Annotated in this window: 14 protein-coding genes, 1 tRNA gene and 2 pseudogenes; 7 read left to right on the top strand and 10 right to left on the bottom strand. The window is 57.3% G+C overall.

What is annotated here, in order from left to right; translation table 11 throughout:
• Window positions 1-13: 13 nt before the first annotated feature.
• The 6 genes and pseudogenes from AB4N53_RS21390 to AB4N53_RS21365 all read left to right on the top strand — a co-directional run bounded on the left by AB4N53_RS21390 (window position 14) and on the right by AB4N53_RS21365 (window position 5,136).
• The gene (locus AB4N53_RS21390; protein ID WP_460122991.1) at window positions 14-709 is read left to right on the top strand and encodes an ABC transporter permease; all 696 of its coding nucleotides are present in this window, start codon (window positions 14-16) and stop codon (window positions 707-709) included.
• Window positions 706-1,395: an ABC transporter permease gene (locus AB4N53_RS21385; protein ID WP_016772145.1), complete on the top strand. Its 690-nt coding sequence runs from the start codon at window positions 706-708 to the stop codon at window positions 1,393-1,395. Before AB4N53_RS21390 ends, AB4N53_RS21385 begins: the two co-directional genes overlap by 4 nt.
• Complete coding sequence (locus tag AB4N53_RS21380) at window positions 1,376-2,632, top strand: methyltransferase (protein ID WP_460122987.1); 1,257 nt, start codon at window positions 1,376-1,378, stop codon at window positions 2,630-2,632. The genes AB4N53_RS21385 and AB4N53_RS21380 overlap by 20 nt, the downstream gene beginning before the upstream one ends.
• Before the next feature lie 406 nt (window positions 2,633-3,038).
• A tRNA-Thr gene (locus tag AB4N53_RS21375) sits at window positions 3,039-3,114 on the top strand.
• Between the two features lie 273 nt (window positions 3,115-3,387).
• Window positions 3,388-4,507, top strand: a pseudogene (locus AB4N53_RS21370) (AAA family ATPase).
• Window positions 4,508-4,855: 348 nt separating this feature from the next.
• A pseudogene (locus tag AB4N53_RS21365) lies at window positions 4,856-5,136 on the top strand (DUF3077 domain-containing protein).
• Window positions 5,137-5,179: 43 nt separating this feature from the next.
• On the opposite strand, the gene AB4N53_RS21360 reads toward AB4N53_RS21365, so the two are convergent.
• Both AB4N53_RS21360 and AB4N53_RS21355 read right to left on the bottom strand, forming a co-directional pair.
• Window positions 5,180-5,845, bottom strand: coding sequence for an RES family NAD+ phosphorylase (locus AB4N53_RS21360; RefSeq protein WP_460125218.1), 666 nt, complete (start codon window positions 5,843-5,845; stop codon window positions 5,180-5,182).
• A gap of 11 nt (window positions 5,846-5,856) precedes the next feature.
• Entirely contained in the window at window positions 5,857-6,264 is a 408-nt protein-coding gene (locus tag AB4N53_RS21355; RefSeq protein ID WP_460122981.1) for an MbcA/ParS/Xre antitoxin family protein, read from the bottom strand.
• 311 nt (window positions 6,265-6,575) lie between these two features.
• Between AB4N53_RS21355 and AB4N53_RS21350 the strand changes: the two genes are divergently transcribed.
• The gene (locus tag AB4N53_RS21350; RefSeq protein WP_460122978.1) at window positions 6,576-7,502 is read left to right on the top strand and encodes a LysR family transcriptional regulator; all 927 of its coding nucleotides are present in this window, start codon (window positions 6,576-6,578) and stop codon (window positions 7,500-7,502) included.
• Here the strand turns inward: AB4N53_RS21350 and AB4N53_RS21345 are convergent.
• The 8 genes from AB4N53_RS21345 to aguB all read right to left on the bottom strand — a co-directional run bounded on the left by AB4N53_RS21345 (window position 7,419) and on the right by aguB (window position 14,054).
• The gene (locus AB4N53_RS21345; RefSeq protein WP_024011198.1) at window positions 7,419-7,736 is read right to left on the bottom strand and encodes an AzlD domain-containing protein; all 318 of its coding nucleotides are present in this window, start codon (window positions 7,734-7,736) and stop codon (window positions 7,419-7,421) included. The two genes, AB4N53_RS21350 and AB4N53_RS21345, sit on opposite strands and share 84 nt — an antisense overlap.
• Window positions 7,715-8,431: an AzlC family ABC transporter permease gene (locus AB4N53_RS21340; RefSeq protein WP_016772152.1), complete on the bottom strand. Its 717-nt coding sequence runs from the start codon at window positions 8,429-8,431 to the stop codon at window positions 7,715-7,717. The genes AB4N53_RS21345 and AB4N53_RS21340 overlap by 22 nt, the downstream gene beginning before the upstream one ends.
• Window positions 8,428-8,805: a GNAT family N-acetyltransferase gene (locus tag AB4N53_RS21335; protein WP_042608609.1), complete on the bottom strand. Its 378-nt coding sequence runs from the start codon at window positions 8,803-8,805 to the stop codon at window positions 8,428-8,430. The genes AB4N53_RS21340 and AB4N53_RS21335 overlap by 4 nt, the downstream gene beginning before the upstream one ends.
• 79 nt (window positions 8,806-8,884) lie before the next feature.
• A complete protein-coding gene (locus tag AB4N53_RS21330; protein WP_460122975.1) occupies window positions 8,885-9,631 on the bottom strand; it encodes a 2OG-Fe dioxygenase family protein in 747 nt (248 codons plus the stop codon).
• 231 nt (window positions 9,632-9,862) lie between these two features.
• Entirely contained in the window at window positions 9,863-11,149 is a 1,287-nt protein-coding gene (locus AB4N53_RS21325) for an OprD family porin (protein ID WP_460122972.1), read from the bottom strand.
• A 462-nt stretch (window positions 11,150-11,611) separates the two neighbouring features.
• Entirely contained in the window at window positions 11,612-11,824 is a 213-nt protein-coding gene (locus AB4N53_RS21320; protein ID WP_460122969.1) for a hypothetical protein, read from the bottom strand.
• Between the two features lie 245 nt (window positions 11,825-12,069).
• Entirely contained in the window at window positions 12,070-13,176 is a 1,107-nt protein-coding gene (aguA, locus tag AB4N53_RS21315; protein ID WP_460122966.1) for an agmatine deiminase, read from the bottom strand.
• Entirely contained in the window at window positions 13,176-14,054 is an 879-nt protein-coding gene (gene aguB / locus AB4N53_RS21310) for an N-carbamoylputrescine amidase (RefSeq protein WP_460122963.1), read from the bottom strand. The genes aguA and aguB overlap by 1 nt, the downstream gene beginning before the upstream one ends.
• Window positions 14,055-14,331: the final 277 nt, after the last annotated feature.

Below are 14,331 nucleotides of genomic sequence, written 5' to 3'. Positions count from 1 at the left end.
TGAACAGAAACCCATGATTATCGACCTCTACGGATTCGGCCCGGCGCTCGCCGCTGGTGCGCTGATGACCGTCCAACTGGCCCTCACCGCCCTCTGCCTGGGCCTGGTGCTCGGCCTGCTCGGCGCCTTGGCCAAGACTTCCCCGTACAAGCCGCTGCAATGGCTTGGCGGCACTTATTCGACGCTGGTGCGCGGCGTCCCGGAATTGCTTTGGGTGCTGTTGATCTACTTCGGTACGGTCAACCTGATGCGCGCCCTCGGTGAGTACTTCGGCAACCCCGACCTGCAACTCAACGCCTTTGCCGCCGGTGTGATCGCACTGGGCCTGTGCTTTGGCGCCTACGCCACGGAAGTGTTTCGCGGCGCCCTGCTGGCCATTCCCAAAGGTCACCGTGAGGCCGGCCAGGCCCTGGGCCTGTCGAAATGGCACATTTTTACCCGGCTGATCATGCCGCAGATGTGGCGCATCGCCCTGCCGGGCCTGGGCAACCTGTTCATGATCCTGATGAAAGACACCGCGCTGGTTTCAGTGATCGGTCTCGAGGAAATCATGCGTCACGCGCAGATCGGTGTGACCGTGTCGAAACAACCGTTCACCTTCTATATGGTCGCCGCCATCATGTACCTCGGCCTGACGGTGCTGGCGATGACCGGCATGCACTTGCTGGAAAAACGCGCCGCTCGCGGCTTTGCGAGGAGCGCGCAATGAACTGGGAAGTCATCATCAAATGGCTGCCGAAACTGGCACAAGGCGCGACCCTGACGCTGGAACTGGTCGCCATCGCGGTCATCGCCGGCCTGCTCCTCGCCATTCCGCTGGGCATCGCGCGCTCTTCGAAGCGCTGGTACGTGCGCTCGCTGCCTTACGCCTACATCTTCTTTTTCCGCGGCACGCCGCTGCTGGTGCAGTTGTTCCTGGTCTATTACGGTCTGGCGCAGTTCGATGCAGTGCGTGAAAGCGCGTTGTGGCCGTACCTGCGCGATCCGTTCTGGTGTGCCACCGTGACCATGACGCTGCATACGGCGGCGTACATCGCCGAAATCCTGCGCGGCGCGATACAGGCAATTCCACCGGGCGAGATCGAAGCCGCGCGAGCCTTGGGCATGTCCAGGCCCAAAGCGATGTTCTACATCATCCTGCCCCGTGCCGCGCGCATCGGCCTGCCGGCGTACAGCAACGAAGTGATCCTGATGCTCAAGGCCAGTGCCCTGGCCAGCACCGTGACCCTGCTGGAACTGACCGGCATGGCGCGCACGATCATCGCCCGCACTTATCTGCCGGTTGAGATCTTCTTCGCCGCCGGCGTGTTCTATCTGGTCATGGCTTACGTGCTGGTACGCGGCTTCAAGCTGCTGGAGCGCTGGCTGCGCGTCGATGCCTGCCAAGGCCGCTGACACTTCCTGCGTGCTGACGGGCGAGGACTTACTCGCCCGCTTCACCGCGCTGGATGCTTTTCTGATTGAGCATCAGGCGCTGTGGAAACCTCGACCGTTCACTCATCTTTCGCTTGCCTGGGAAGCGTCCTACCCGGAGTTGGCCTTGTGGCTACGCGGGCGGTCGCTGGAAGATGCCGAACGCGCGCATAACCATCCTGCTGAACTCGTGGATGCGCCTGAGCCGTTCGCTTCATTGGCGAAGTTGTCGGCGCAGCTGAGTGCGGTCGGTGAGTTGCCGGGGCGTGCGCTTGAAGCTGCCGGGCATCGTTTGAATGTCGATGTGCCCGGGCGCAAGTGGCAGCAAATTGAAGCGTTTGCCAGTCGTTTATCTTTCGCTTCGCAGCCGACGCATTGGTTGGACTGGTGTTCGGGCAAGGGACATTTGGGCCGGCGCTTACTGGGGTCGGGACAACAACTGACTTGCGTTGAATACGATCCGCTATTGGTCGCCAGCGGTCAGGCACTGAGTCAGCGTCATCACTTGCACGCCCTGCATCTCGAACAGGATGTACTCGCGGCAGACGCCCCAGCGGTATTGAACGCCGCCCACACCCCCGTCGCCCTCCACGCCTGCGGTGATCTGCATGTGCGCCTGATGCAACTGGCCAGTGCCGCAGATTGCCAGCAAATGGCGATCGCGCCCTGCTGCTACAACCGCATCAGTCGTAACGAATATCAGGCCCTGTCCTGCGCGGGATCGGCATCGCTCCTACAGCTCTCGCTGGAAGATCTGGCGTTGCCGATGAGCGAAACCGTCACCGCCGGTGCTCGCGTCCGACGTCAGCGCGACACCTCGATGGCTCGTCGCCTGGCTTTCGACTTGCTGCAACGGCAACTGCGCGGCGTCGACCAATACCTACCAACGCCCTCCCTGCCCAGCGCCTGGCTGGATAAACCGTTTGCGGACTATTGTTTCGATCTAGCAGCGCTGAAGGAGTTATCCACAGTCGGCTCGCCAGATTGGTCGACACTCGAAGCCGCCGGTTGGCAGCGGTTGGCCGAAGTTCGCAACCTGGAATTGCTCCGCAGCCTGTTCCGACGACCGCTGGAGCTTTGGCTGAATCTGGATCGGGCACTTTTCCTCGCAGAACAGGGATACGTCGTACACCTCGGCACCTTTTGCGACATCTCACTCACACCGCGTAACTTGCTGCTGCTCGCCGTACGCGCTGAAAACATCACAGCCTGTGGATAACTCTGTTGATGGATTTTCCGTGGATCCAATATCTGCGCCTGTTTCGTTGACTTAACAACACTGGTCATTTTTTGTTCACATAAATAAAAACCTGTAAAACAGGGATTTGCGAACAAGATGAGAATGGCTTCACAAAACCTCGCCTTAGCAGTCCTCGCGCCCCTCAGTTGTGCATAAGCTGCCAATCAAAACGACATAACCGCCGAATAATGGGCGAGCCGAGTGAATAATTGCGGGGTCACGAAAGCCGAAGCTGACCTGTACGCCCTGCGTAAATGCCTTACTGCGCGTGAGGTACAAAAGCTGCGCATAAATTTGCGCAGGGCCTGATTTTTCCGGAATGCAAAAATAGTCTGAATTCAGGGGTTTACAGGATCTACCCAATCGCTATAATCGTCGCCCACACGCCGGTATAGCTCAGTTGGTAGAGCAACTGACTTGTAATCAGTAGGTCCCGGGTTCGACTCCTGGTGCCGGCACCATACAAAACAAAGCCCCTGCAGAAATGCAGGGGCTTTGTTTTTTCTGGTGTGTTTATATTTCTAGCGTTTCACCCTCAGTGAAATAGCTTCTCCCCTCGCACTTCGCGCGATTAGCCACACTTCCTCTTACACACTTCGAAAGCGCGAACTCTGAACCAACGGTTCACATTTCCATCTTTATGCTAAATTATGAAATAGCAATAATTATGGTGTGCACATAAAAAGATGTAATCGTATGAGCAGCATTTTCAGCGCCCAGAACTGGCCGAGTCAATGGCTAACCAGCTTCTCAATCCAGGTGTGCTCGACGAAGGTCTGCGCTCAGGTCTATTTCTATCTGGCCTGCGCCGCACAGGTAAAACGACGTTTCTGAGGAATGATCTCATCCCGGCCCTGGAAGAAGCAGGTGCTTTAGTCATCTACGTCGACTTATGGAGCGACACTCTGGCCAACCCGGCAACGCTTGTGCACAACGCCATCCAAAAAACCCTGAAAGACCTGCAAACGCCGGGCTCCTCTGCCTTGGAAACATTCAAGCGGGTCAGCAATGTTGAAATCGGCGCCGCTGGATTCAAGTTCGGCTTCAAACTCGACAGCATTGGCAGCGCCGACGGCCCGACACTGGCACAAGCACTCACAGAGGTTGTAAATCAAGCCAAGACTGATCTGGTGCTGATCATTGACGAAGTGCAGCACGCCATTTCCTCCGACGACGGCAATCAACTGCTGCTGGCACTCAAAGCCGCCCGCGATGCAATCAACCCCCCGCCCCAATACTCCCGGCTACTTTCTGTTCATCGGAACCGGCTCCCACAGAGCGCAAGTCAGCGAACTGACCGCCAAACGCAACCACGCCTTTTCCGGCGCCACTTCAGCAGCCCATCCATTGCTGAAAGGCGATTACGTTGAATTCCCGCTCAACCGACTCGCAATGACAGTGAAGAAGGACAAGTTGCCGTCCCTCGAAGCCGCTGTCGAAGCGTTCAACACTTTGGGAAATCGACCTGAAGAAATGCTGAAGGCCCTACGCCAACTCTTACAGCAAGAGGGCGAGCCAGATGTTTTCCTACCAGTAATCGCAAGCACACTACGCTCGGCGGCGGCGAGCATCGAGCTGGAAAAAGTCGAGCAACTGGGTAGCCTGGCTCAAGCCGTTTTCAACAAGATCGCCTCTACAGAAGGCGATGCCCGCGGAATTTTTTCCACAGGTGCGGCGGGTGAATATTCAAAGTCAGTCGGGCGAGAGGTTCGAGTCGAAGAGATTCAACCGGTAGTGATTGCGCTGGTTGCCGAGAACATCATCATGCGACGCGGGCATGGGATTTACGCGATTACAGATCAGTTTGTCCAAGAGATATGGCTGCAAGAGCAGGCTTTGATTGAGGGGAGTTAGGCATGCGAGGCATGCATTACAAAAAAGCCCGCGCGGAAATATGGGCTTGATAACCCGCGTAACATGCAGGCACACCAGCACCCCAACTCACGTTTCCGGCGCATTTTTTTGTGTCAGCATTACCGTGCAATGGCGGCTGTGCGTGGGAGACCTTCGGGTCTGCCGGGTTCCTCTATCTCAGGTTTCTCAGCGTGCGTATAGCTGCCACCCTTTCGCCTGAGAACGAGTTGGCAGCTCGCATTTGATACAGACAGTTCACAAATGAATGCCATTGATCCACTCGTAATCCGCCTCGCTGCAGCAGCGGTCGCCTCGCTCCACGTCCTTAAGTTCGGCAGGTGAAGCGAAATGACCAACTACCTCGATTTGAAAACCCCAGGCCTCACGCACTTTTGCTTTCAAGCCAATCAAGCGCTGTTCCGCACCAATCGTGGTGTTCCAGTGATAGCCGCCCTCTCGCACGCCTCGCACCTGCTTCACATCTCCAAGCTACTGACCACTGAATCCACAGTCGCGCGCGCCCCTGACCTTCACGCTTATGCCTCGCAGTATCTGCAGGATCAAGCAAGGCGCTGATCGATGACGTAGTGAAAGTGATGGATGCTCCGCCGGACAAGCTGTTGATGTAAGCACCGTTGTAAGGCCCTCGCGGATGCGAGGGCTTTTTGCGTTTCAGACCTGACTAATCTCAAATACGAACGAAATCCTCTGCTCGTTCGCACTCCAGACATAGCGCAAATGCTTGCCCTGCTTCGGAATAGAAACCGCCGGCGGCCGAAACACGGCGACACATTCATGGCCCGGCAGGCGAACGCTGTTATAGAGCAGGCCCCAAGACGCGGCATCACGCAGTTGCCGCGCGAACACTCGCGATGGACCGTAGGCTTCGGGATCGGGTTGATGCAAATCATCGAAGCCGCCGCGAACATCATGCAGCGGCTTGATCACCTGATTGATGTAAGTACGCATGGTTAACTCAAGATCGGCTTCCTGGGTCGCCGCGAGAAAGCGTTCCTGATGAAAACAGGTTTCGGCGATGGCCGTAGCCTGGCTGCTGGCGGCGTAATAGACGCCGAAGGTGCCGTCACTGAAACGGCTGCGTTTGCCGACGTGAGTGAACGCAGCCATCACCGGGCTGGAACCGGGGCCGGACAGGCGATCTTCGGGACGTACGCGGGCGAGTACGCCGGCCTGTTCGATCAGGCGATCATTGGTCAGCGCTTCGATGGCGTAGGCAACTTCGAGGTCCTCGGGGTCGAGGACGTCTTCGAACAGCGCAATCGGCGGGAAGCTGCTGTTGACGATCCGGTAGGCTCGCGGCCATTGCACATCCACCAAATCGGGCACTTTCAACCGCGCACACCGTCGAGGTAGCGGCGCACATCGGCAATGTCGACCACCCGGCCCGCCAGCATGTAATCCAGCGCGGTTTTGCCATTGAACGGTGCCGCCGTGTTAGGGCTGCAGACCCAAGCGTAGGCGCGCTCGCGGCTGTTGCTGAAGATGATGCTCAACGCCTTGTGAATGCCCATCAGATAAGAGATGCGCTCAAGGGTGTCATGGGGCAGGCGTATGTTTGGCAGGTGTTTGTATTTATAGAATGTGGTGTTGCCGACTCCACCGAGCAGGGTGCGTTGTTGCTCGGCGCTACAGCCCCAATGCTCCATGAGGCTGAAGAAGAACTTCAGCGCAACCCGGCCGGCTTCGGGGGCGTCGAGTTGTTCGCGTGGGTTTAACGCAGTAGATGAAGTTGGCATTTGGCCGCCTCCAGAGAAATCATCATGCCTTGAGGTTAGTACATATCTGTACATTTACTCAAAATTAATACACTGATGAACAGCCGTGCAGACTGAAAAATCCATACGCTTGCGCACATTTTTTGATCTCCGTCACCTCCATCCCAGCAAAAACCCCGATCCTCTGTCAGCCTCCAGCCATCGGCGGAGAAATCAATTCGCTACTAAATCCGCGACAACTATGCTCAGGTGCAGGAATATAGCCGGCATATGGCGCCGTTTCGGTCGTTTCGTAAACAACAATACCCAGCCCACTTCAGAGGGCATTACCCATGGATAGCAGAACCTTACGCAACCTCATGCGCATCGTGCAGACCGGCTCGTTGTCGGCTGCAGCCGAGCATTCGTGCCTGACCGTGCAGGCGTTGGCCGCACAGTTGAACAAGGTCGAAGAGCAGTTCGGTTTCCGCTTGTTTCGCCGTTCCAACAAGGGTCTGACGCTGACGCCGCAAGGCACGGAGCTCACGCCTTACATCGACAAAGTGTTGATTGCCACGCGACAGATGGAAGAAAAGGTCGAGGCGCTGAAGGTACCCGGGCAGCGGACTTTGAAGGTGGCGTTGAACAACACCCTGTCGCCTGATTTCAACCGGCGCATGATCGGACGCCTGATCGAGGTATTTCCCGATTACCAGATGGAATTCAGCTATGCCGAGTCGATGGAGAATCTCAGCAAGCTGAAGAATGAGGATTTCGATCTGGCGGTGCTGATCGGCCCGCAGCGGCCGGGGCTACCGAGCATCGTGCTGCCGGATGTGCAGGTGCAGGTGGTCGGTGCGCATTGCGGTCAGGAAAACGATCCGCTGACCTTGCTGGGCAACAAGTTTCAGGTGCGTCCCGCGGAAGATTGTCCGTATTCCCACAGCTTCTTGCGCTTTCTCGACGCCGGATTGGGCAATCACGAGAACGGCCAGCGCATGGTTTATTCGTGCAGCGAAACCCTGACGCTGTCGTTGATCACGCAGATGGACGCAGTCGGCATGGTCTCGCGGGAAGCGGCGCAGAAGAACGGCCTGACGATTTTTCCCGGTTTCGAGGATTTCCTCGAAGTGCGCCTGGCGGTGAACAATCCGGAGTTGTCCCACCAGGCGCTGAACGACGTCGTTGATCTGCCGCTACATGAACGAACCGAGCGCAATGTACGCAGCCGTCCCCACCGCCACACTGAGAAAGAGGTTTTTGCTGAAATACGCACATAGCAACGTCGGAATCGCGGCATAGAATTCCGGGCGATCGAGCTGGATCTGCCGGTCCTTGATCAACAAGGGCGTGAGGCTGATCGCAGCGACGATCGCCACCGGCAGATATTCCAGCGCCCGCGCCACGAACGGCGGCCAGTGTTCGGTGTTGATCTGCAGCGGCAAGGCGCGTGGCAGAAAGGTCACGGCCATCATCAGCACCACCACGAGAATCAGGAACGTTTGGTCAGGCATACACCCACTCCGCAGCCCACAAACGTGGCGATAAATACGTTGAAGGGCGAACTGCCGATCAGGCTCAGCGCACCCATGCAGACCACGGCGGCAGCGGCAGCGATCAGTTTGTTGCGCGTGTTGCACAGCGAGACCAGCACGTAGAGCATCATCGCCGTCAGCGCGTAGTCGAGCTGATACTTGATCAAGTGCGCCGCGTACTGCGCGCAGACCGCGCCAAGCAAACCGCCGAGCACCCACGAGGTGTGGCAAAACAGGTTGAAGCCGATCAGGTAACGCACGTTGACCGGTGCGCCCGTGCCGAGCTTGACGCTATGAAAGGCGAAGGATTCATCCGTCAGGCCACCGGCGTAAGCCCAACGCTCCATGCGACTCAAACCCAGCGCGCGCAGGGCCTTGGCCATGTACACCGACATCAGCATGTGCCGCGCATTGATCAGAAACGTGGTCAGCACAATGGTCGTCAGCGATGCGCCACTGGAGATCAGCGCCAGCGCGGCGAACTGCGAAGCGCCGGCATAGACAAACAAGCACATCGCCACCGGCAGCCACATCGGCAGGCCGGCGTTGACCGCCATCAACCCGAAGACAAACGACACGGTGAAATACCCGGCGACCACCGGGCTGGCTTCGGCAAACGTGCGCGACGGCTGATGAGTCGCCATCAGCGGCGCGCTGCCGGACCTTTCATTCATAGATCCCTCTCAAATGTCCGTTCGCCGTGAGGCTCGCAAAAACCCTGGGCGGTCCAGAATCGCTTGCCCGCGAGGTTAGCATCGTCGACGAACAGAAACATCCGCAGCACCCCGACCCGTTTCATGTCGGACGACGCCGCTTCGACCAGACGCTGACCAACGCCCTGGCTGCGGTAGCGCGGGCTGACGGCCAGATGATTGATCGTGCCACGACTGCCAAGCATGCCACCAAGCACCGCGCCGACGATCTCGCCGTCCACATCGAAAGCCAGATACGCCGTGGTGGTTTTCTGGATCAACACGCCGCGCAGGCATTTGGCGTCCTGCCATTCGCAGAACGACACTTCGTCGAACTGGCGGAAGAAGCGCTCCATGCGTTGCGCATCCTTGGCGGTGGCGCGGCGCAGGACCACTGGCATCGAGCACTCGACGCCGTCGATTGGGGTGATCTGATTAGCGAACAATGTCGAAAGCGGTCCCGGGCCGCGAGAAGGAAATCGCCAGAATCTGCCGGTACGCCATGGCATGGGTGTGGGTATTGCGCGCCGGGGTCACGTAATGGCGCATGTCGCGATCGAGGAAGTACGTGGTGTCGAGAATTTCCTCGTAGGTGGTCGCCGCCAGTTGATGCTCGTGGATGTCGTACAGTCGACTCTCGGCACCCTCTACGTTACTGCGGCCCCAGAAGTGCACACCACTGAACGGATAGCCGTCGCAATGAATACCTTCAGGAGTGATTTCCAGCTGTTTGCCGGGTTTGATCTCGATGCGGATCTGATGGATCTGGCACTGCCAGATTTCATCGTGCAACTCTTCCGGCAGCACACTTTTGTACACTTCGAAATCGGTGTCGATCAGGCTGCGCATCACCGGTGAAGAAATCACTTCCTCGGAAAAGTCCTGAAAGTGCCGCACCACGCCGCCGACGTAAGCGTTGTTCTCTTTCGATTGCACGTAAGCGCGATGCTCAAGTTGTTTGAGCTCACGGGTTTTCGGGTTGTATTCAAAGTCGCTGTAACGACGGTAACGCATGCCGGCCTCGGCCTGACCGTAGTAGCTGTCAGGCTCCATGTTTTCCCAACTTTTGGTCAGTCTGACGAAGTCGGCAAAATGACCGTAGAGATTGAAGTCACCACCCTGGACGTTGACAAACTTGTCGCGCCGTAGCGATTCGCCCACTTCTCTGTTCAAAACGATCATTACCCAATTCTCCGCTGCGTTGAACGCCCTAATCTATTGGGTGGAGAATTTGCGTCCATGAGAAAGAATTTCAGGCATTTGAAGTACTGCTTGAAACGGAATCTGCAGCGCTTGAAAAACGACTTTTACATGACAAGAACACCGGTTATTTCCGGTTTTCGCTAAAAAACCGTCGAAAAAAAACCCCGAACGAATCGGGGTTTTCTCATTTTTCTTACAGCGGATCGATCATCAGAAGATGTTGATCGGATAGTCCACGAATACACGCAGCTCGTTACCGCTGACGTTGTACTCGCTGGATTTCTGCGATACGCGCAGGATCGAGCTGCGCAACTTCACGCTCAGGTCTTTGGCCGGGCCACTTTGCACGACGTACTTGAACTGGTTGAAGATCTCGCGCTCGGTGCCACCTTCGCTGGTGGACGTGGTGATGTTGTCGCCGCGCACGTAAGCGAAGTTGTAGCTCAGACCCGGAACGCCGAACGAACCAAAGTCCAGGCCGTAACCCAGCTGCCAGCTGCGTTCGTCTTCGGCGTTGAAGTCAGACCAGTAGGAGTTGGCCAGATAGATGGAGTTACCACCGTCGCCGACACGACCCTGATCTTTCTGGTAGCCGCCATAGGCGTAGCCCAGGTTGCTGTCGCCAGTGGAACGCTGATGCGCCACGGTGAACGAGTGCGGGCCGGTGGCGAAGGTGGCTGCCAGGCTCCAGATCTTATTGTCGTCGCCAGTTACACCGTTTTCGCGGACATAGGAGTTGTCCAGCTTGGTGCGATAGCCGTTGAAGTCCAGGGTCAGCGACTGATCCTTGTTGAACGGAATCACGTAGTTGGCGTTCACGTACTGTTTCTTCAAGACGTCTTCAACGTCGGAGGCGTACAGCGCGCCTTTGAAGTGTTCGGTGAACTGATAGCTGCCGCCCAACACGTTGATCGACTTCAGACCGCCGCTGTCACGGCCTTCATCGCTCTTGCGCGACTCGGCGGTGAAGCGGCCGGCGTTCAATTCCAGGCCTTGGATTTCACGGGAAGTGATCAACGTACCGGTATAGCTTTCCGGCAGCAGACGCACGTTGTCGTAGCTCAGCACCGGCAGGGCCGGCATCTGATCACCGTAGGTCAGTACGGTGTTGGACACGCGGAACTTGACCGCAGCACCGCCCTTGGCGATGTCGTGGTTCGCGCGACCGTCATTTTCCTGTTTGAAGAAGTCGATGCCTTGCGCGCCGGTGCGACCTTTGCCGCCGTCCAGACGCAGCGCGTACAAACCAAAGGCGTCAACACCGACACCTACGGTGCCTTGGGTGAAGCCGGACGAGAACGTGCCGATTGCCGCCTGGCCCCACTCGGCTTTGTCCGGGCGGCCGTCTTTGTAATCACGATTGATGTAGGCGTTGCGCAACAGCACTTTGAGGCTGCTGTCTTCAACGAAACCCTTGGATTCGGCCTGGTCGTTAGCCATGGCCTGTGTAGCACTCAACATCCCCAGTGCGATCAGACTGATTCGCTTGTTCAACATTTTGTTTTCCTTATTACGGGTTGAAACGCGCTGTGTCGAACGGCTGAAACGGCGCTTTCTGCACTCTTGTATTCACCCCGAAACAAAAAAGCCCGCCGACGTTAACGTCATGGCGGGCCTGCTCTTTATTTTGAGTCATGGCGGTTAGCCACAGGCGTTGGGCCGAATCGTAGCCGCGCCCTGAACTGTGTGTCAATTTCAAGAATCGTCTTTAAATAGGCGAAAAACGTCTAAGAAAGGTAATTTTTTTGCTGGGCTGTTGCAGAAAAAACGAATTAAACAGGGAGTTTGAATTGTGGGAGCGAACCTGCTCGCGAAATCGGTGGGTCACTCAGTGAAGTCATTGGCAGGGCTGACGTCTTCGCGAGCAGGCTCGCTCCCACCTGTGAATACCTGTAGATAAAATTCAGGCAAAAAAAGCGCCGCCATCCCGGCAGCGCTTTTGACCAATCCCTGTTGTTCCTATCCTTCCATCACATCCCACAAGGCTTCCAGCTCGGCCTCGCTAAACAAGCCAGCGGGATAACGCTCGATCATCATCCGGCGCGGATCAGGTTGTCTGATCTGACGCGTTCCATTGGACTTCAACCAGTGCGCGACCAGCTGGAGCGATTCGCCGTTGACGGCCATGGGATGCACAGTCCGCTCGCTGACTACGTTCATTTCGGCGTTCATTTCAGCGCTCTCTCCCCGTTCATGAGCGGCTAAGTTATCCAAGGTTTGTGACAGAACTGTTGAAGTTCCCCGCCCTCCCTAGTGCACCAGGAGCAATACAAGAGGTATGCCAAGGCGCACGGATTCCCGACAAGCGCACATAAAAAAGCCCGCAGTCCTGATGGGCTGCGGGCTTGCTTTCATGCCTGGCGAGCTAAACGTTGCGTCGCTGTTTTACTAACCAACTCAAGCTGTTACGACTCAACTCACTCTTTGTGCGGCGCTGGCTGCTGTTGGGTAAGGCAGTGAATATTGCCGCCGCCCAGTAACAGTTCGCGGCCCGGTACCATCACCACTTCGTGCTGTGGGAACAGCTTCTGCAGGATTTCCCTGGCCGGCGCGTCCATCGGGTCGTCGAAGCTCGGCGCGATGATGCCGCCGTTGACGATCAGGAAGTTCACGTAGGAACCGGCCAGACGCACGGAAGGATTGCGTTCCTGCGAACCGTCCACCGCATCAACCCCGGCGCATTCTTCTTCGGTCGCATACAGCGGCCCCGGAATCGGCATTTTGTGCACCGTGAACGGGCGGCCCTTGGCGTCGGTGCTGCTTTGCAGCACTTGCATTGCGGCCTGGCAGCGCGGGTAGTTCGGGTCCTGCGGATCATCGGTCCATGCCAGCAGCACTTCGCCCGGACGCACGTAGCAGCAGAAGTTATCCACATGGCCGTCGGTTTCATCATTGAACAGGCCGTCCGGCAGCCAGATGATCTTGTCTACGCACAGGTTGTCGCTGAGTACGGCCTCGATTTCTTCGCGGCTCAGGTGCGGATTGCGATTGCGGTTCAGGAGGCATTCTTCAGTAGTGATCAGCGTGCCTTCGCCGTCGACATGAATCGAGCCGCCTTCGAGTACGAAACCTTCAGTGCGATAACGCGGGCTGCGCTCGATCTCGAGGATCTTGCCGCCGACCTGCGAATCGCGATTCCATGGCGCATACAGGCCGCCATCGAAACCACCCCAGGCATTGAAATCCCAATTAACGCCGCGCACTTCGCCCTGGTTGTTGATGACGAAGGTCGGGCCGCTGTCGCGAACCCAGGCGTCGTCGCTGGACATTTCCACCACGCGGATATTCGGCACATCGAGGCGCGCGCGGGCGTTTTCGTACTGGCCGGCGGAGACGGCAACGGTCACCGGCTCGAAGCGGGCGATGGCTTTGGCCACGGCGGCGTGCGCGGCCTGCGCCGGCTTGCCGCCCAGACGCCAGTTGTCCGGGCGCTCGGGCCAGATCATCCAGGTCTGGGTTTGTGGCGCCCACTCGGCCGGCATGTAGAAGCCGTCGGCGCGCGGGGTACTTTTCAATGTGGTCATCAGGACTCCAGGGAACCGTCGAGGGTTTTCAACGCGCCGTACAGATTCGGCCGGCGGTCGCGGAATGAACCCCACGCGCTGCGAATATGTTCCAGCTCGTCGAGGTTGAACGTGTGCACAAGAATACCTTCTTCGGTTTTATTCAGCTCCTGCACTTTTTCGCCAAACTGGTTGGCGATGAACGACGAGCCGTAAAAGGTGATGTCGTAGCCGTCCTGCTCTTCATTGCCGATGCGGTTACTGGCGATCAGCGGCATCAGGTTGGCGCCGGCATGGCCCTGCTGCACCCGCTGCCAGTGATCGCGCGACGAGATGGTCTTGTCATGCGGCTCGCTGCCGATTGCGGTTGGATAAAAGAGAATTTCCGCGCCTTGCAGGGCCATGCTGCGCGCCGCTTCCGGAAACCACTGGTCCCAGCAGATACCGACGCCGATTTTCGCGTAACGGGTATTCCACACCTTGAAGCCGGTGTCGCCCGGGTTGAAGTAATACTTCTCGTGATAGCCCGGGCCGTCGGGAATGTGGCTTTTACGATAAATCCCGAGGTTGCTGCCGTCGGCGTCGATGATCGCGATGCTGTTGAAACGCGCGCGGCCTGCCAGTTCGTAGAAGCTGATCGGCAGCACCACCTGCAACTCCTTGGCGATTTTCTGAAAATGCTTGATGGCGACGTTGTCTTCCACCGTCGTTGCCAGTTGCAGGTAATCCGGATTCGGCTTCTGGCAGAAGTACGGCGCTTCGAACAGTTCCTGGATAAGGATGATCTGCGCGCCTTTGGCGGCGGCTTCGCGGACCAGTCTTTCAGCGGTTTCGAGGTTGGCTTCCAGGTCCCAAGAACAGGCCATCTGCGTGGCGGCGACGGTAACGATACGGCTCATGAATCATCTCCGGGCTAGTGCTTTGACGGTTGAAGAATTCAACCGAAAAGAAAACGCGCGCACCGGACAAGAGATCGCCATGCCGGAGCAATGGCGACTTTATAACCGATAAATATCCGCATTAAAAGCTACAAATCGGGAAACATCCTATTTAAATGCTTAATAAGATCGATACAAATCGAATTTAAAGCCGAAAACAAATGTGGGAGCGAGCCTGCTCGCGAATGCGCTGTGTCAGGCCACCGCATGTGGCGGCGGATACACAACTTTCGCGAGC

It is taken from the genome of Pseudomonas sp. H3_E04 (assembly GCF_054668915.1).
This window is presented reverse-complemented; position numbering and strand designations above follow the sequence as displayed.